Source organism: Longimicrobium sp. (assembly GCF_036387355.1).
In the GTDB taxonomy this organism is placed as follows: Bacteria; Gemmatimonadota; Gemmatimonadetes; order Longimicrobiales; family Longimicrobiaceae; genus Longimicrobium.
Genome location: NZ_DASVTX010000110.1, coordinates 1 through 17,380, shown reverse-complemented (window position 1 = coordinate 17,380; position 17,380 = coordinate 1). Strand labels below are relative to the sequence as shown.

Sequence of the window (17,380 nt, the reverse complement as noted above, 5' to 3'; positions counted from 1 at the left end):
AGCCTTGGCCGAGGCGGCCCGATGCCCAACCATCGGTACGGCCGCGACTTCCGCGGCGGTGGATGCGGGAGCGAAGCCGGTGCGCGACCCGGCGCGCGGGCACGGATACGGCATGGGGACACCATCGAACCGCGCCTCGGTTGGCGCTGACCGTCACCACACAGCAACGGAGAACGCATGCCCAAGCGCAACATCGACCCCGGCTTTGACCCCGAGGAGATCGAGGACCTGGACCCGCTCGGCGAGCAGGCGTTCGCCGAGGCGGGCTTTCAGGACGGACCGGATGGCGGGCCGGACTTTTCGGCGCCCGGCCTTGTGGATTCGGCGGATGACAAGCGCCCCGGCGGATACGGCCAGAAGGTGGCCGGGATTCCGGAGGACCGCCAGCACGAGATCAACACGCCCAGCGAGCAGCGGCCGGACAGCGGCTTCGGCGTGATTCACGAGCGCGGCGGCGAGAGCAAGGGCGACCCCGCCGTCGGCGGCACGCGCCCGGACTGAGCCGTTCCGCGGGTGGACGACGAACGGGGGCGCCTCCGCTGGGAGGCGCCCCCGTTCGTCCTGTTTTCATGGATCCGCGCGTGCTTGGTTTCTGCCACACTTCCTGGGGTGAACCGCGGCTTAGCGCGAAAGCGTGGTCCTTCCGCGGTCCCATCAGGAACCCCGGTGGCCACCCGCCTCGGATTCCGAGTGTCATTCTGAGCGAGGCGCCGCGCCGCACCGTCCGCCACCCAGGACTCTGGCGCCGACCGAAGAATCCCGCGCCACCGCGTCCGATGCACGCCTGGTTGCGCGCCGCGCTCGGACGCTGCGGGTGCGGCGGGAGAGGCTGGAGCACGCCACGCCGGACAGCGGCGCGGCGAATGCTTCGGTCCGGGATTCTTCAGTCGCGCATGGACGCGGCACCGGGGAAAGCGCGGCGCACGCTCCTTCAGAATGACGCCCCGGCGCCAAGGTGGGCGGCAGGATACCGGCGGGGCGGAAGGTGCCGGCAAGGCGGCGCGAACTGCATCAGGCGCACCGGATTCATCACGTCAGCCGCACGCAGCGGGGTACGCCAACTCCATCATCCATCCATCGGGATGGTGAAGAAGAAGGTGCTGCCGGCGCCGAGTTCGCTTTCCACCCAGATGCGGCCGCCGTGCTGCTCCACGATCCCGCGCGCGATCGCCAGACCCAGGCCGGAGCCGCCCTTCTCCCGTGCATCATCGGAGTGCACCTGGCGGAACCGCTCGAACACCGTGTCCAGCTTGTCGGCCGGAATGCCGCGCCCGCGGTCCTGCACGGCGAACCTGGCGTGATCGCCCAGGGCTTCGGCGCGGATCTCCACCATGGAGCCCGCGGGCGAAAACTTGACCGCGTTGCCGATCAGGTTCATCAGCACCTGCGCGAGCTTGGGCCCGTCGGCCACGACGCGGAACGCCGCCGGGTGCGTGACCAGCGCCACGCCGCCCGCCTCCGCCGAGCCGCCCACCGTCTCCGCGGCGGCGGCCAGCAGCTCCCCCGCGTCCAGCGCCTGCAGGTCCAGCGAGTCCCGGCCGGCGCGCAGCCGCTCGATGGTGAGAATGCTGTTGGTGAGCTCCGTAAGCCGGTCGGCGTTGCGGCTGGCCACCTTTACCAGCCGCTGCGCGCGCTCGTCATCAATGGCGCCACTGGAGAGCCCGGCGAGCAGCCCCAGGGCGCCGCGGATGGAAGTGAGCGGCGTGCGCAGCTCGTGGCTTACGACCGCGGCGAACTCGTCCTTGAGGCGGTCCAGCTCGCGCTGCTCGGTCACGTCGATGCCGCTGGCCACCACGTGCGTCACCGTGCCGTCCTCGCCCGCGATGGCGGCGTTGGACCACGCGATCCGCCGCCGCGCCCCGCTGCGGGTGATCCACTCGTGCTCGTGCCGCCGCGCGAACTCGCCCGCGGCCAGGTCACCCATCATCTCCACCACGTCCGGCACGTCCGCCGGATCCAGAAAGTGGGTAAAGTAGCGGCCCCGCATCTCGTCTTCGCTCCACCCCGTCAGCCGCTCGCAGGCGCGGTTGAAGCGCACGATGCGCCCGTCCACATCCGACACCACGATCAGCGCGTCCGCCGTGTTGAGCACGGTGGCGCTGAACGCGCGCTCCGCGGCCTGCTCGCGCAGCGCCTGCTCCAGTGAATGGCGCGTGCCCAGCAGCGACCGCCGTTCCTGGCGCAGGCGGATCTCCCGCTCCGCGCTCCCCGCCAGCTCCATCAGCACCCCGGTCTCGTCCTGCGTCCACTCGCGCGGCTGGTAATCCACCACGCAGAAGGTGCCCAGCGGGCGGCCCTGCGCGTCGTGCAGGGGAACGCCCACGTACGCCGTGAGGCCCATGGACTCCACCGCCGGAACCGCGCGGTACACGGGATGCGCCCGCGCGTCGTTGATGACCAGCGGCTCGCTGCGGCCGAGCGCGTAGTGGCAGAAGGTGGTTTCCTCCAGCTGCCGCACCGTGGACAGCGGCTCCCCGAAGCCGAAGCAGCTTTGAAAGAAGTCCCGCCGGCCGTCCACCAGGTTCACGAACGCGGCCGGGGCCTGCACCAGCCGGGCGGCCAGCCGCGTCAGCCGGTCGAACACCTCGTCCGGAGGCGCGTCCAGCAGTTCCGTGCTCCGCAGCGACGCGAGCCGCGCGGGATCGGAGCGGTCGTACAGGATGGGGGCGTGCGACATGCGGAAGCCGGGCAGAAAGGTCTGTACAGCCTTGCGCGCAACATATCCCCGTGCTCCGGACGCGGAAAGCGGCGGCGCGCGTATCGTGGGTCATCGGATGCGCTTCGATGCGGACGATCGCGGCGTTCTCCGCGGCCATGATCCTGCACTCCGGCGCCGCGTGGCCCGTCCATCCCGATTCCCCGCTCCGCCGGCGCGTGATGGAGAAGCGTGCGTTCGACATCGACGAGGTGGTGCGCCGGCTGCGCAAGGCCGTGCGCCCGTATGCGCCCGCCGCGCTGTTCGACCTGGGGGACCGCGGCTTTGGATCCGCGTTTCAGCAGCTGGTGGCGTGCATGATCAGCATCCGCACGCGCGACGAGGTCACGACGCCCATGGCCCTCGCCCTGTTCCAGCGCGCCGCCACGCCGGCGCAGGTGGCCGCGCTGCCGGTGGAGGAGATCGACCGGCTGATCCACGACTGCGCGTTTCACGAAGCCAAGGCGGGGCAGATCGCGGAGATCGCGCGGCGGCTGGTGTCGGAGCATGACGGCGAGCTGGGGTGCGATGAGGAGCTGATCCTGAGCTTTCGCGGCGTGGGGCCCAAGTGCGCCAACCTGGTGCTGGGCATTGCCTGCGGGGTGCCGCGCATCGGCGTGGACGTGCACGTGCACCGCGTCACGAACCGATGGGGCTACGTGCAGGCGTCCACGCCGGAGGGGACCATGCGGGAGCTGCAGTCGATGCTGCCCGAGCGGTACCACGTGGAGATCAACCGCCTGCTCGTGCCTTTTGGAAAGCACGTGTGCACCGGCCGGCTGCCGCGCTGCTCCACCTGCCCCGTGCTGGAGTTCTGCCGCCAGGTGGGCGTAGAGGCGCACCGGTAGTGGGGTGCATCGGCCATCGGGCGCGTCCACATCGAACCAGACGGCATGCCGGGCGGGCACAGCGCCTTGCGTGGCAGAATCGAGAGCGCCGAAGGGGCACGCCATGCACCCGTGCCGGCGCGCCTGGAGCGGGCCGCCGCGGCGGACGCGGAGTTTCGAGAAAGCCCCTCCCCGGCAGGCCGGGGAGGGGCTCGTGACGTCCAGCGCAACGGTCAGATGCGCGGGCGGGTGCCCGGCGGATCGGTGCGGCCGGTGACGGGGCGCACCGTCTCGTGGTGCACGACCTCCTTGGGCCTGCGGAACAGGCCGGTGAGGCCCAGCAGGCCCAGCAGCCCGAGCCAGCCCCAGTCAAACCCGCCTTCCTCCTCTTCCTGCACCGTGGTCGTGGTGGTCGTCATCGCCGTGTCGCCCGTCATGGGCGGGGCCGCGGCGGGCGCCATCGTCATGGTGTCCGGCATGGGCGTCGTGGCGGCGGCTCCCATTCCCGCGGTGTCGGCGGCGGGAGCCATGGTGCCCGCGCCCATCCCCGCGGTGTCCTGCGTCGTCGCGGGGGCGGCGCCCGTCGCCGCGGCGGCGGAGTCCGTCTGGGCCGCGGCGCCGGTCGAGCAGAGAAGGGCCAACAGGGCGAGCCGTGTGAATCGTGCCTTCATCTGTCTCTCCTTGTGGATGCGGAAGGGCCAACGCGCCGCGCCGCCTGAGCAGAGACCATGCCGCAATCCGCCATTGGATGCGCCGCGGAGTGCTCCCGCCGAGGCGCGACGAGCCGACGCAGAAGGAAAGGCGCCCCGCCGCGCACCCATTCACCCCGCAGACCGAACCGGGGCCGCCGGAACATTCCAGCAGCCCCGGTTGGGAAGGGTCGCCCGGTGGCGAAACGCAGCCAGCCCGCGTTCAGGCCTGCAGTTCCGGCTTCAGGCGGTGGTGGCGCAGAAAGTCCATGAACTTGAGGTACTCCTCCTGGCCCACGCCAAAGGTGGAGAGCAGGCGCTTGTAGCTGCCGCGCGACGACTCCAGCCCCATGGCGATGATCTGTCGCACCTCGTCGCGGTTCAGGTCGCGCTCGATGAACGGGCGGTGCACCTCGTCCCAGAAGCTCACCTGCCCGGCGCTCATCCGCGCGCAGATCTCGCCGATGGAGCGGGCGTTGTTCAGCTCCTGCTGCTCGCGCGCGGACATGTCCAGCGCGCCCGCAAAGTCGGCCGGGGCGATCTGGCAGCCGTCCGCGATGTGAAAGCCCGTCTCCACCACGCTCTTGACCTCGCGCACGTTGCCGGGCCAGCGGTGCGTGCGCAGCGCCGCCCGCGCGGCGGCCGACAGGTCCTTGGGGGTGCGCGCCTGGCGGCTCAGCCGGTCCAGGTAGTGCCGCGCAATCAGTTCCCAGTCGTCGCTGCGGTCGCGCAGCGCGGGCACCTGCACGTGCAGGGGGCGAAGGCGGTAGTACAGGTCCGCGCGAAACTTGCCCGCCGCGATCATGGGCTGCAGGTCGCGGCTGGTGGCGGCTACGACCCGCACGTCCACCCGCTTGACCTGGTTGCTCCCCACCGGCACGATCTCGCCCTCGCCCAGCGCGCGCAGCAGCATGGCCTGCGCCTGCATGGGAAGGTCGCCGATTTCGTCCAGAAACACGAAGCCGCCGTCCGCTTCCTCAAAGATGCCGCGGTGCTCCGTCACCGCGCCCGTGAAGCTCCCCTTGCGGTGGCCGAACAGCTCGCTGGCGATGAGCTCGGTGCCCACGTACTGGGCGCAGTTCACGCTCAGAAAGCAGCGGCGGTGGCGGCGCGCGTTCAGAAACACGGCGCGGGCGAACAGCTCCTTGCCCGTACCCGTTTCGCCCGTGATGAGCACGGGGCTTTCGGCGCCGGCGAAGCGGACCGTCTTGGCGATGGCCTCGGCCAGAAGGGGGTGGCGGCCAATGAGCACCGTGGCCTTCTTTTCCCCCCACTCGTCCAGCGAGTGGCGGTACAGGTCCACGGCGGAGTCCAGCATGAGCGACGAATCCGGGGCGGTCAGCGATACGGCGGTCTGCACAGCGGGGATCTCACTTTTGAAAAGACTGCACGGGCGGGCACTACGGCATCCGCGGAATGGAGAACGGGACGGCGACCGGGCGGCGGAGCGGCAAAGGTGAGCGGGATGGCGCGGCGGGAGCGCGGAGCCGGCGAGCCGGGGAACACACCGGGCGCGGACCCTCGCGTCCCCCCCGCCGCGCGCGGGCGGCGGAGAAGGAGAACCGGGCGTGCGGCCCCGCCCGCGGAGGCGGCGGGAAAAACGCACGTCGGGTGAGGAGCGCCGGGAAAGGTGTGGAGCAAACATATCCAGCCACGCAATAACTTCAACCCCCGGACACACACATATTCCGCCATCGCCACAAAGCGGCCATACCGGCGGAAACGCTTTGTCCGCATCGATTTCCGTATACGGACAGACAGAACCCCTCCCCGTCATGTTGGACGGAAAGGGGTTCGTCATGCAACGCGCCGAACTACGCGCGTGAACCGGGCCTCAGGCCAATGCCGCTTCAGGAGTTGCCAGCGCAGTACGCACGCCCTGCGCGGATTCCGCCGAGGCGAGCTCCTCCAGCGAGGCCGCGGTCAGCACGCTCAGCACGCGCGCCGTTTCCCGCGCGGGGCGCACGGCACCGCGCGGACGGAGCGCGTCCATCGCTTCCAGCCCCGCCGCCGCCGAGCGCACCAGGCGCCCGAGCACCGTGAACGCGCCGTCGGAAAGGGGCGGGGTGCCGCGGTAGTTCTGCAGGCGTCCCCCCTCCCGGTAGCCGTCCTCGCTTTCCACCCCCATGAAGCGGAGAAACCAGTCCGCCCGGTAGCGCCCCTCCACCGCGCGGATCCCCTGGTAGTCGGCGATCAGCTCGTCGTGCAGCGAGTTGCGCATGCTTCCCCACACGCGGCGGGTGAAGTAGTGCGCGCACTCATGATCCAGCCGCAGCGCCACGGAGCGCTCGCGCCATTCGTCCGCGTCCAGCCCCAGCGAAGCGGCGTCCACCGCGCTGTACGGCCCGCTCGAAAGCAGGATGAAGCGGTCCTGGTACAGCTCGCGGCGCGGCACCACGGCGTCGCGAAAGTGCGCCGCCCACCCCGCGGGCGCGTTGTGCGCCTCCCACTCCGCCCGCAGCCGGGCCACCCGGTCCCAGTTGTTGTACCCGCCCACGATGCAGGCGCCCATGGAATCCGGGATGGCGTCCGGCTGGTTCTTGCGGGTGAGCGCCCGCAGCAGGGCCACGAAGTCCTGGCGCGCGCGGGCCACGATCACGGGAATGCGCCCCGCGGCGGTGGGGTGCACGAACAGCCGGATCCCCGCCTCGTCCACAAAGCGCACGCCCCCGCCCGGGTGCGACTCGGGAAGGCCGCGCAGCGTGGCGGCGCGGTAGCCGTCCTCAGCCGCCATCCCGTCCTGGATGGGAAAGCGCAGCTGCGGAAGCACCTCCCCCAGCACCGCGGCGGCGCCCTCCCCGGCGGCGCGGGCGGCGTACCCGTCCCACGCGGCCACGAACGGTTCGTCCGCCAGCGGCCACTCCGTGTCCCCCTCCGCCGGAACGAAGGCGTTCTCGCTGTACGCCAGCAGCTCGCCGACCTCGGCCCCGCGGGCGCCGTGCGCGGCCAGGACGGCCGCGCGGAACTCCGCGTCCGCGCTCACCGGTCCGCCCGGGCGAGCGCCTCGCTCAGGTAGCGGAACTGGCCGCCGCGCACCACCATCTTCACCATCTGCCGCTCGGCCAGGTCGCCGCGCCCGTCGAACGCGAGCGCGCCGGTGACCCCCTGCGCCCGCAGCGCGCGCAACGCCGCCGACACGTCGGCGCTTTCCGCCGACCTGGCGGTGCGCATGGCCTGCGCGAGCACCATCACCGCGTCGTAGCCCAGCGCGGCGCCGGGATCGGCCTCCGCGTGGTACCTGCGCTCGAAGGCGGAGGCGAAGCGCTGCACCTCGCCCCGCGGCTCCGAGGCGTGAAAGGGCGAGGGAACCACCGTGCCCTCCACCGCCGCGCCCCCGCCCTGCACCAGCGCGGGCGAGCTCATGGCGTCGTTGCCCAGGATGGGGACGGTGATCCCCAGCCGGCGCGCCTCGGCCACCAGGTAGCCGGCCTGCGGCACCTGCCCGGCCAGGAAGATGGCGTCCAGCTCCATGTCCTTCCACTGCTCCAGCACCGGCGCAAAGGTGCGCCCGTCGGCCCGGGCCTCCGGCGCGTAGCTGGCCCGCGCCTCCACCGTGACGCCGCGGGTGGCCGCCCGCTCCTCGAAGGCGTTGGCCAGCGCGCGGCCGTAGCTGTTGCGCACGTAGTAGATGGCCACCTTGTTCATGCCGTGGCGCGAGGCGTAGTCCGCCATCTGCCGGCCGGTCTGCTGGTCGGTGGGGATGATGCGGAATACGCGGCCGTACCCCTTGCTGGTGAGCTCCGGGTCGGTGGAGGCCGGGGCTACCAGCACCATGCCGGCCGCGTCGTACACGGAGGCGGCGGGAACGGTGACGTAGCTGTTCAGGTGACCGATGACGGCGGCCACGGAAGGGTCGTCGGCCAGCTTCTGCGCCACCAGCAGCCCGTCGTTCACGGAGCCGCGGTCGTCCTCCATGCGGAGCTTGATCCTGCGGCCGTGAATGCCGCCGGAGGCGTTCACCTCTTCCACCGCCATCTGCAGCCCCTCGGCGAAGCGGATTTCGCCCCGCGCCTGAAAGGGCCAGACCGCGGCGACGGTGATGTCGCCCTTGCCTTCGCGCCCCAGGCGGGCGCGCTGTTCGGCGGGAGAGCCGGGGCCGCAGGCCGCCGCGAGGGCGAGCAGGGCGGCCAGGGACGGGGCCAGACGGATGCGCGTCATGTGCGGGTTCCTCGGTGCTTCGGTTCGATTGTTCATCAGGCCATCTGCCGCTTCGCCAGTTCGGCGAAGAGCCCTTCCTGCGCGATCAGTTCGTCGTAGCTCCCCGTCTGCACGATGCGCCCGGCCTCGATGACGAAGATGCGGTCCGCATGCAGCACGGTGCTGAGCCGGTGGGCGATGACGATGCGGGTGGCGCTCAGGCGGTCCAGGCTTTCGGTGACAATGGCCTGCGTGCGGTTGTCGAGCGCGCTGGTGGCCTCGTCGAAGAAGAGGATGCGCGGCCGCTGCACGATGGCGCGGGCGATCATGAGCCGCTGGCGCTGGCCGCCCGACAGGGTGCCGCCCCCCTCGCTCACCACGGTGTGCATCCCCATGGGCATGCCGCGCACGTCCTCGTCGAAGCCGGCCATGCGCGCCGCCTCCCACGCGTCCTCCTGCGTGCCCGGGGTGCTGCCCATGATGTTGGTGAAGATGTCGCCCGACATCAGCCGGCCGTTCTGCAGCACCACCCCGATCTGCCGGCGCACCGCCTGGGCGTCCAGCCCGGCCAGCTCGCGCCCGTCGTAGTACACGCCCCCGCTTTCCGGCGTCTCGAAGCCCAGCAGCAGCCGCAGCAGCGTGCTCTTGCCGGAGCCCGACGGCCCCACGAAGGCCACGAACTCGCCCGGCTGAATGCGCATGGTGAGGTCGCGCAGGATGGGGGCGCCTTCGGGGTTGTAGCGAAAGGTGACGCGCTCGATGTCGATGCCCCCGGTGAGCACCCCGGGATCGGCCTTGGCGGTGTCCACCTCGGGAAGCGTTTCCAGGATGGGCCGCGCCTGCTCGTACAGCGGGATGACGGAAAGCGCGCCCAGCAGCGCCGTGGAAGCGCCCAGCATGCCCGCCAGGCAGGTGCCGAACGAGGCCATGAAGGCCATGAAGTCGCCCGTGCGCAGCGGATTCTCCGGATCGCTCATGAGCGGCAGCGCCACCGCGTACAGCACCAGCGTGGTGACCACCGGGTACCCGGCGTTGAACGAGTTCACCAGGTTCTGCACCGAGCGGGCGCGGAACTGCAGCCGGCGCTGCTCGCTGAAGCCGCGCGCCCAGATGCTGAACGCCTGCCCCTCGGCCGCGGCGCTGCGCAGCTTGGCGATGGACGAAAGGAACTGCAGCACCGAGCCCGACAGGCGGCCGCGCAGCGCGGCGATCTCGTGCTCGGAGGCACGCTGCACCCGGCTTGCGGCCGCCGCCACGGCGATGGCCACCGCGATCAGCCCCGTGCCCCACACCGCCAGCCGCGGCGAGTAGCTGTACAGCAGCCCGAAGTGCACCAGCGAGAACAGCCCCGAGAGCAGCGCCGAGATGGTGGCGCCGGACAGCTGCTGGCGGATGGCGTCGATGCCCATGGCGCGGCTGGCCAGGTTGCCGGCCGAGTACGGGCGAAAGAAGGGCATGGGAAGCCCCAGCACCCGGTCCCATACCGCGGCCTGCGTGCTGCCGCCCATGCGCCCTTCGATGCGGGCCAGCGCCACTCCCGTCGCCAGGCGAAACAGAAAGGTGGCCACCGCGATCACCAGCAGCGCCAGGGTGATCTGCCCCAGCTGGCCGCGCTCGGCCCCGGGAATCACGTCGTTGAAGATCATCCCCGTCGCGATCGGCGTGACCAGGGAGAGCAGCGCCGCGGCGGCGCTCAGCCCGCCCACCATGGCCAGGTCGCGCCCGCAGCCCCGCAGACCGAAGCGCACCACGTCCATCAGCGACAGCTTCTGATCGGCGAAGGGGCGGTAGAAGCTGAAGGCCAGCGGCTTCACCCCGTCGGCCGTGGCAGCGTCCACCGGCACTTCCACCCGGTTGCGGGGGTCGTGCAGGGTGTAGCGGGCGCCCGGCGCGGGCACCAGCGCAACGGGGCGCTCGTCGTCGGCCATCCAGGCCAGCAGCGGCCCGCCGTCCTCGCGCCACCACCCCTCGTGCAGCACCACCTGGCGGGTGCGGAAGCGGGAGGCGCGCGCCACAGCGGCCAGGGGGTCGCGGGGAAGCGCGGCGCCTTTTTCGTGCGGGTACGGGGTCACCGGCAGGTCCATGGCGGCGCCTACCAGTCGGCAGGCGGCCAGCAGGTCGTCCTCGCCGGGGCCCGCCTCTTCGGCGGCGCGCATGCGCACGCGGGCGGCGGGCGCGCCGGTTTCCAGCGTCCCCGCCAGGCGGCACATGGCGCCGCGGAAGGCGCCCCGGCCGGCGGCGGCCTTTTCGTCCAGCCGCTCGCGCTCCAGCCGGGCCGCCTCGGCGGCCATCCGTGCCGCGCACGCCAGCACCAGCCCGTGCAGCCGCTCCAGGCCCTCCCACGCCTCGCCCTGGTCCAGCGCGTCGGGGGTGTCCATCACGTCGACCTGGCAGCGCCCCTGCACCTCCATCCACGCGCGGCGCGAAAGGGGGGTGAAGTCGCCGTTAACCTTCATTCCCGGAATCCCCAGCAGGAGCGACGCGCCCTCCTGGTGGCGCAGCCAGGCCACGCTGCGGCCCGGCCGCACGAAGCGGGCGCCGGCCGGCGGCTCGGGGGCTTCGGGGGTTACCTCGGCGCAGTCTTCCGGGATGCGGTCGCGCGACACGGCGGCGCACAGCAGCGTCACCCAGTCGTCCAGCAGGGCGGCCAGGGTGGCGCTGCGCGCGGGGTCCAGCGCGGCGGCGCCCAGCTGGCGGCGCTCCATGGGCGACACCCGGGTGCCGGGCGAGCCCACGGCCAGCAGCCCCACCGAGGCGTCGCCGGCCCCGCCGGTGCCGAACAGCAGGCCGCCGTCTTCCACCCGGAACAGGTGCGTACGGCTGCCCGCCACCTCGCCCCCGGCCAGGGGGACGGCGAATACGTCGATGCGCCCGGAGCGCACCAGCCAGGCGCCGGCCCCGCCCAGCAGAAAGGGGCGGTCGCTGCCGGCCTCCACCTCGGGGGCGCCGTCCGGCAGGACGGGGACGGCCATCGCGGTCACGTCAGACATGATTCTTCTACTCGGAGGCGATGAGGCGGCTGTAGTAGCCGGGAAGGGCGGCGAGCTGCTCGTGGGTGCCGCGCTGCACGATCTTGCCGTGGTCCAGCACGATGATCTCGTCGCAGTCGCGAATGGTGCTGAGCCGGTGCGCCACGATCAGGCAGGTGCAGCCGCGGCGGCGCAGGTTGTCGTCGATGGTCTTTTCGGTGGCCGGGTCCAGGGCGCTCGTGGCCTCGTCCAGCACCAGCAGGGTGGGGTTGTTGGCCAGGGCGCGGGCGATCTCCAGCCGCTGCCGCTGCCCGCCGCTGAAGTTGGTGCCGCCCTCTTCCACCGCGCTGGCGTAGCCGCCGGGGCGCGATGCCACCTCGTCGTGAATGCAGGCGTCGCGGCTGGCCTGCAGCAGGTCGGCCTCGGGGACGGTGGCGTCCCACAGCGTCACGTTGTCGCGGATGCTCCCCTCGAACATGAAGATGTCCTGGTCAACGATGGCCATGGACGAGGCCACCACGGCCCGGGGGTACGCCTCGCGCACGCGCCCGTCGAAGAGGATTTCGCCCGCCCAGGGCTGGTACAGCCCGCTCACCAGCTTGCTGACGGTGCTCTTGCCGCAGCCGGAGCCGCCCACCAGCGCCACCCGGCTGCCCGGGCGCAGCGAGAGGTTGAAGTTTTCAATCAGCGGCGGGTCCAGCGGCGAGTAGCCGAAGGTCACGCCGCGCAGCTCCAGAAAGCCGCCCAGCTTGGCCGGCGTGCCCTCGGCCGCGGCGTCGTCCTCGTGCCCGGGGGGGAGCGCGCGCGGGTCCACCCGGGCCCGCAGCACGTCGTCCAGCCGGTTCATGTCGCCGCGCACTTCCTGCAGGGTGCCGCCCAGCGAAACCAGGCGGTTGACGGGATTGACGAAGGCCAGCATGAGTGCCTGAAAGGCCATCAGCATCCCCATGCTCAGGTGCCCGTCCATCACCCGCATGCCGCCGAAGCCCAGCAGCAGCGCCGTGTTGATGGAAAGCAGGAACGGGGGGACCTGCGCCAGCACCTGGCTGGTGACGGACAGCTGCTGGCTGGCGTTGATGACCTTGGCCTGGTAGCCGCTCCAGCGGGCGAAGAAGTCCGACTCGCTCCCGGTGGCCTTGAGCGACTCGATGGTCTGCAGCCCGCCCATGGCCGTGCCCATCAGCTTGCCGGCGTCCTGCGCCAGCCGCTGCGTGAGGTCCACCCGGGTGCGCGACATGAGGCGCAGCACCGCCATGTTCAGCAGCACGATCCCCACCGACAGCGCCGTGAGCCAGACGTCGTACTGAATCATCATGGCCGCGTAGAAGGCGATGACGATGAAGTTCAGCACCGTGGTGGCCAGCTCGCCGCTCAGCAGCCGCGCCACCTTGTCGTTGATGGCCACGCGCGCGCCGATTTCACCGGCGAAGCGCTGGTTGAAGAAGGTGATGGGGAGCCGCAGCACGTGCCAGAAGAAGGCGGCCGAGGTGGTGAGCGCCACCTTGGTTTCCAGGCGCAGCAGGTAGCGCTGCTGCAGGTAGGTGACGGTGGCCTGGATGAGCCCCGTGACCCCCATGAGGATGAGCAGGGGGCGCAGCCACGAGGTGAGTCCCTTCACCAGCACGTTGTCCACGAAGACGCGGCTGAACGTGGGCACCACCAGCCCGGGAACCACCAGCGCCAGGCCGGCCAGGATCACGAACAGCAGCGCCGTGCGCGAGCCGGCCAGGCGGGGCGCCAGCGCGGCCAGCAGCCCGCCGCGGTCCCCGCCGGCCTGGAACGCCTCCGTCTTTGCGAAGGTGAGCACCACGCCCGTGAACGACTGGTCGAACTCCGCCTCGCTGATGACGCGCGGCCCCTGGGCGGGGTCGTTGATGCGCACCCGGCCCTTGTGAAAGCCGTCCAGCACCAGAAAGTGGTTGAAGTTCCAGTGCACGATGGCCGGCATGGCCATGGAGCGCAGCTGGGCGGGCTCCTTCTTGAAGCCCTTGGCCTCCAGCCCCATGCCGCGCGCGGCCTTGAGCAGGTTGTTGGCCTTGCTGCCGTCGCGCGACACGCCGCAGGCCACGCGCAGCTCTTCCAGCGGCACGTGCCGGCCGTGGTGGGCCAGGATCATGGCCAGCGACGCGGCGCCGCACTCCACCGCCTCCATCTGCAGGATGGTGGGGCTGCGCACCCAGCGCCGGGGCGCCTCGGCGGGCGTGTCGGGGGTTTCGGGGTTCGCGGTGCGGAACCAGGGAGCCAGCTTCAGCTTTCCCCAGCGCCGCCGTGCGGTGGTGGCGTCCAGTGGCATCGCGGCCTTCAGGGCGTTCGTCGTTCGGTGGCGGGCGCGCCCGGAGGGGGCGCGCCCGGATCGGTCACGGGTCGGGTCGGGCGGGGGGAGCGGGGCGGGGCCCGCGGGCTACATCCCCGTCCAGCGGCGCATGAGCGGAAGCACGGCGCCCAGGGGGCGCTGGCGGTCCACGGTCACCAGGCCGCTGGCCAGGGTGCCGCTCTGGATCTCCACCGGCGGGCCGCCGCTGGACGACCAGCGGTAGCGGCTCACGGTGGACGGGTCCACGATCAGGTCGGCGTGCACCTCGTACGGGGCGCCGTTGCCGCTCAGCGACTGCACCAGCTTTTCGTTCTTGAGCGCCAAGCCCATTCCGCGCGGGGTGGCGGGAAAGTTGGACACGAAGGTCACCTTGCCCAGCATCATCCCGAACTCTTCCTGCCGCACGGTGCTGGGGGCGATCTGAATGGTCATGCCCGGGCGCACGCGCTTGCCGTGCACCGAGGGGACGTAGATCACGGCCACCAGGTTCTTCACCGAGCTGCCGGTGAGGTCCAGGTTCAGCACGCTTTCGCCGCGGCCCACCATCTTGCCCTGCTCGGTGGTCACTTCCAGGATGCGCCCCGTGTAGGGCGACACCACCTGCGTGGCGCGGCGAAGGTCGTTGGCCAGCTTGTCGAGCTCCAGCTGGGCCAGTTCGATTTCGCGGCGGCTGGTGGACACCTGGCGGCTGCGGTCGTTGCGCGTGGTGGCGGCCTGCACCTCCAGCTGGGCCAGCTGGCTGCGGGCGGTGCGGATGCGCTCGCGCGTCTGCTCGTGGGTCTGGCGCGTCTGCAGCAGGGCGGCGCGCGTGAGCAGCCCCTGCGAAACCAGCTGCTCCTGGCTGGTGATGCGCTCTCCCAGCCAGCGCAGGTTCTGCTCGTCGGCGGCAATGGTCTGCCGCAGGTTGCTCTGCTGCTCGGAGGTGCTCAGCGACTGCAGCTGGGCGTCGCTGCCGGCAAAGGCCAGGGTGCGCTCGTACTCGCCGCGCAGGGCAGCCAGGCGCGTTTTGGCTTCCTGCAGGCGGGCGCTGAGCTCGGGCTGGGCGATCCAGGCCACCACCTGGCCCTCGGTCACGCTGTCGCCCACGCTCACGGAAACGTCGGTGACGCGCCCCTCGGCGGGGCTCACCACCTCAAAGACGCCGCCGCTCTTGAGCAGGATCCCGCCGCCGGCCACCTTCTCCGAGAGCGTTCCCCAGATCCCCCAGCCGATGGCCATGGCCAGCAGGGAGCCGACGGCGGCCAGCGCCAGCCAGCCGCGGGGGTTGGTCACCTGCATCACCTGGTCGAGCTGCTCGGGCGACGAGAGCCGGTCCAGGGACACCTTGCGGAAGACTCGATTGTCCATAGGGCGAAAACGCGGTGCGGGAGTGCGAGAAGCGAGGGTCCGCGGACGGGCCCGGGAGTCGGGTGCGCGGTCAGGGACGGGTCAGCAGCAGCGCGGCGTCCAGCACCAGGCCGCCGTCCACCTCGCGCGCCAGGGTGCCGGTGTTCACGCGCAGCTGCGACAGCGCCTTGGCGTACGCCATGCGGCTGTTGACGGAGGCCAGGAGCGCGTTGGTGAGGTTGTCTTCGGCGTAGGTCACGTCCAGCAGCGTCGACACGCCCAGGCGGTTCTTCTGCTGCTCGTCGTTCACCGAGACGCGGTACAGGGCCACGGCGCGGTCGGCCTCCACCAGCGCGGCCGAGCCGCGGCTTACGGCCAGCATGGCCGACAGCACCGAGCCCGACACTTCGCGCTCCAGGTGCTCCAGGCGCAGCGACTTTTCCAGCCGGGCGGCCTCGGCGGCCGCCGACTGGCCGCGGGCCTCGGTGCGGGCGACGGGGATCTGGTACTGCACCTGTACGGAGGCATTCATCCCCGGCACGTCGCGGTACAGCGGCTGCACCAGCCCGCCCAGCCCGCCGCCCAGCTGGCGCCCGGTGTAGCCCACGTTCAGGTGCAGGTCCAGCTGCGGCTTCAGGTTTTCGCGGGCGCCGGCCAGCAGCACCTCGTCGCTGGTCAGCTCCAGCCGCGTTCCCACCACGTCGCCGCGCCGCTCCAGCGCCAGCCGCACGACGCGCTCGCGTTCGGCGGCGTCGGGGGTCCAGGCCTCCGGCTTGGGAAAGGGGGTCACGGGGGTGCCCAGCTCGCCCAGCTCGCCGGTGCCCATTCCCAGCGCGATTCCCAGCTGGATGCGGGCCTCGTCGACGGCCTGCTCGGCGCCGATGCGCTGCACGCGGGCGCGGGACACGGCGGCCTGCAGCGGGTTCAGCTCGGCCGCGGGGCGCTCGTCGCCGCGCACCAGCACGCGGGTTTCTTCCAGGCGCCGGGCGGCGCGGCGCTCGGCCTCGGCAAAGACCTCCAGGCGGGCGCAGGCCGCGGCGTAGTCCCAGTAGGCGGCGGCGGCGGCGCCGGCGCCCACTTCGGTGCCGTAGCGGATGTCGTGGGGGCCGGCGGCGGCGCGGTAGGCCAGCCCGCGGGCGCTGGCGCCGCTGGCGCGGGCCATCCGGTCGCGCATCAGCGGCACCATGACGCCCAGGCTCACGCCCGAGGCGGCGTCCACGGCGGCGACGCCCACTTCCGAGGTGCGGCGCACGTTCACCTGCGGCTGCAGCACGATGCCCGAGCGAAGGCGGCGGCTGGCCTGCAGGGCGTATTCGGTGGTGTGCTGCGTAAACGGCGACAGCCCGGTCGAAAGAGCGCGCTGGCCGCTTTCCTGGCCGCCAGCGACGCTGGCGGCCAGGTGCGTGTCAAAGGGGGCCGACGCCGTGAGCGTGCGTGCGTACACGGCGTCCACCGCGGCCCGCACCAGGTTGGCCTGGGGGCCGTGGGCGGCAGCGCGGCGGACGACGTCGTCCAGCGTGAGCCCGGGGGTGGTCTGCGCGGCGGCGCGGGGGGCGCCAGCCAGCGTGAGCGCGGCCATGACGGCCACGCCGCGGACCGCGGTGGAAAAGGTTCCCTTCGGCATGGTCATTCGGTACGGCGAGGGTACGGGGAGGTTCAGGCCGCGGCCTGAACCGGCATCAGGGTCGGGACGGGAGGGAGAACCCGGGCGAGGCCGCCGACGACGCATTCCAGCTGGTCGTCGGACAGCTCCGAATCGGGATCCACGCTCACCGCCACGGCAGCCGCGGGAAGAACCTCGAGGCGGCGGGGAGTGAGAGTGGCGCTGCTCATGGCGTGGTGTCGCCCGGCGGGGGGGGCGGCGGCGGCGGCGACCAGGCGCCGGCGGTTCCACCCGCGACGGCTTCCAGGTCGTCGTCGGACAGCTCCTCCCCGGCGGCCAGCTCGGGAAGGACGATGAGGACGTCCAGGGTGGCCGGCTTTTCCACGAACTGAATGCGGAATCCGGCCGGGAGGGTTACGCCGTACCCGGCGCGGATCGCCGCGGCCGGGTCGGCCAGCAGCTGCTGCCGGAACACGCGGTCACCGCTCGCGCGGTGAACGACGGCTTCCAACAGCTTGTTGTGGTCCAGGTGGGACATCACGTACTCCGGAATGGAGGGGGGTCGTGCGGGAACGGCGGAGCTAAAGGCAATCGCCATGCTCGCGCCCGCCTTCTCTCAAGTGCTTTCCCTGCAGCGGCTTGGGAGAACGATGCGACATGGGCGGCGCGCCCCGGGGGAGCGTTCGCTCTACCCGGTAGAGCCCGCGCTCTATCCGCGCGCGGCCCGTGCGCCACGAAAACGGATCGTCCGGAACCGTGTGGAGCGGAGAAAGCGAACGGAGGCGCCGCGCGGTCCGCGCGGCGCCACCGTAGTCGTGGG

At 71.8% G+C, this 17,380-nt stretch carries 13 protein-coding genes; 2 read left to right on the top strand and 11 right to left on the bottom strand.

Annotated elements, in window-relative coordinates:
- The first annotated feature begins 177 nt into the window (after positions 1–177).
- Positions 178–501, top strand: a complete 324-nt coding sequence (locus tag VF665_RS05135; protein ID WP_331052342.1) for a hypothetical protein — start codon at positions 178–180, stop codon at positions 499–501.
- Between the two features lie 565 nt (positions 502–1,066).
- Here VF665_RS05135 and VF665_RS05130 read toward each other — a convergent pair.
- Positions 1,067–2,677: an ATP-binding protein gene (locus VF665_RS05130; RefSeq protein WP_331052341.1), complete on the bottom strand. Its 1,611-nt coding sequence runs from the start codon at positions 2,675–2,677 to the stop codon at positions 1,067–1,069.
- Between the two features lie 107 nt (positions 2,678–2,784).
- On the opposite strand from VF665_RS05130, the gene VF665_RS05125 reads away from it, so the two are divergent.
- Complete coding sequence (locus tag VF665_RS05125) at positions 2,785–3,543, top strand: endonuclease III (protein WP_331052340.1); 759 nt, start codon at positions 2,785–2,787, stop codon at positions 3,541–3,543.
- A 212-nt stretch (positions 3,544–3,755) separates the two neighbouring features.
- Here VF665_RS05125 and VF665_RS05120 read toward each other — a convergent pair whose 3' ends face one another.
- From VF665_RS05120 to VF665_RS05075, 10 genes are all read right to left on the bottom strand, one after another.
- Complete coding sequence (locus VF665_RS05120; RefSeq protein WP_331052339.1) at positions 3,756–4,193, bottom strand: WGxxGxxG family protein; 438 nt, start codon at positions 4,191–4,193, stop codon at positions 3,756–3,758.
- Positions 4,194–4,434: 241 nt separating this feature from the next.
- Positions 4,435–5,571, bottom strand: a complete 1,137-nt coding sequence (locus tag VF665_RS05115) for a sigma 54-interacting transcriptional regulator (protein WP_331052338.1) — start codon at positions 5,569–5,571, stop codon at positions 4,435–4,437.
- 474 nt (positions 5,572–6,045) lie between these two features.
- Positions 6,046–7,194, bottom strand: a complete 1,149-nt coding sequence (locus tag VF665_RS05110) for a DUF7005 family protein (protein WP_331052337.1) — start codon at positions 7,192–7,194, stop codon at positions 6,046–6,048.
- Complete coding sequence (locus VF665_RS05105; protein WP_331052336.1) at positions 7,191–8,369, bottom strand: ABC transporter substrate-binding protein; 1,179 nt, start codon at positions 8,367–8,369, stop codon at positions 7,191–7,193. The genes VF665_RS05110 and VF665_RS05105 overlap by 4 nt, the downstream gene beginning before the upstream one ends.
- Positions 8,370–8,404: 35 nt before the next feature.
- Entirely contained in the window at positions 8,405–11,338 is a 2,934-nt protein-coding gene (locus VF665_RS05100; protein WP_331052335.1) for an NHLP bacteriocin export ABC transporter permease/ATPase subunit, read from the bottom strand.
- 7 nt (positions 11,339–11,345) lie between these two features.
- Positions 11,346–13,610, bottom strand: a complete 2,265-nt coding sequence (locus tag VF665_RS05095) for an NHLP family bacteriocin export ABC transporter peptidase/permease/ATPase subunit (RefSeq protein ID WP_331052334.1) — start codon at positions 13,608–13,610, stop codon at positions 11,346–11,348.
- Positions 13,611–13,718: 108 nt separating this feature from the next.
- Entirely contained in the window at positions 13,719–14,978 is a 1,260-nt protein-coding gene (locus tag VF665_RS05090; RefSeq protein WP_331052333.1) for an NHLP bacteriocin system secretion protein, read from the bottom strand.
- Positions 14,979–15,048: 70 nt separating this feature from the next.
- Entirely contained in the window at positions 15,049–16,581 is a 1,533-nt protein-coding gene (locus VF665_RS05085; RefSeq protein ID WP_331052332.1) for a TolC family protein, read from the bottom strand.
- A gap of 32 nt (positions 16,582–16,613) precedes the next feature.
- Positions 16,614–16,790 (bottom strand): hypothetical protein, encoded by a 177-nt coding sequence (locus VF665_RS05080; RefSeq protein WP_331052331.1) that lies wholly within the window; start codon positions 16,788–16,790, stop codon positions 16,614–16,616.
- Positions 16,787–17,098, bottom strand: coding sequence for an NHLP leader peptide family RiPP precursor (locus tag VF665_RS05075; RefSeq protein ID WP_331052330.1), 312 nt, complete (start codon positions 17,096–17,098; stop codon positions 16,787–16,789). Before VF665_RS05075 ends, VF665_RS05080 begins: the two co-directional genes overlap by 4 nt.
- Positions 17,099–17,380 lie beyond the last annotated feature (282 nt).

Excerpts from the sequence above, each read along its gene's own strand:
- VF665_RS05135 (WP_331052342.1), top strand. The coding sequence starts at position 178 with ATGCCCAAGCGCAACATCGACCCCGGCTTTGACCCCGAGGAGATCGAG.
- VF665_RS05130 (WP_331052341.1), bottom strand. The coding sequence starts at position 2,677 with ATGTCGCACGCCCCCATCCTGTACGACCGCTCCGATCCCGCGCGGCTC.
- VF665_RS05125 (WP_331052340.1), top strand. The coding sequence starts at position 2,785 with ATGCGGACGATCGCGGCGTTCTCCGCGGCCATGATCCTGCACTCCGGC.
- VF665_RS05120 (WP_331052339.1), bottom strand. The coding sequence starts at position 4,193 with ATGAAGGCACGATTCACACGGCTCGCCCTGTTGGCCCTTCTCTGCTCG.
- VF665_RS05105 (WP_331052336.1), bottom strand. The coding sequence starts at position 8,369 with ATGACGCGCATCCGTCTGGCCCCGTCCCTGGCCGCCCTGCTCGCCCTC.
- VF665_RS05100 (WP_331052335.1), bottom strand. The coding sequence starts at position 11,338 with ATGTCTGACGTGACCGCGATGGCCGTCCCCGTCCTGCCGGACGGCGCC.
- VF665_RS05095 (WP_331052334.1), bottom strand. The coding sequence starts at position 13,610 with ATGCCACTGGACGCCACCACCGCACGGCGGCGCTGGGGAAAGCTGAAG.
- VF665_RS05090 (WP_331052333.1), bottom strand. The coding sequence starts at position 14,978 with ATGGACAATCGAGTCTTCCGCAAGGTGTCCCTGGACCGGCTCTCGTCG.
- VF665_RS05085 (WP_331052332.1), bottom strand. The coding sequence starts at position 16,581 with ATGCCGAAGGGAACCTTTTCCACCGCGGTCCGCGGCGTGGCCGTCATG.
- VF665_RS05080 (WP_331052331.1), bottom strand. The coding sequence starts at position 16,790 with ATGAGCAGCGCCACTCTCACTCCCCGCCGCCTCGAGGTTCTTCCCGCG.
- VF665_RS05075 (WP_331052330.1), bottom strand. The coding sequence starts at position 17,098 with ATGTCCCACCTGGACCACAACAAGCTGTTGGAAGCCGTCGTTCACCGC.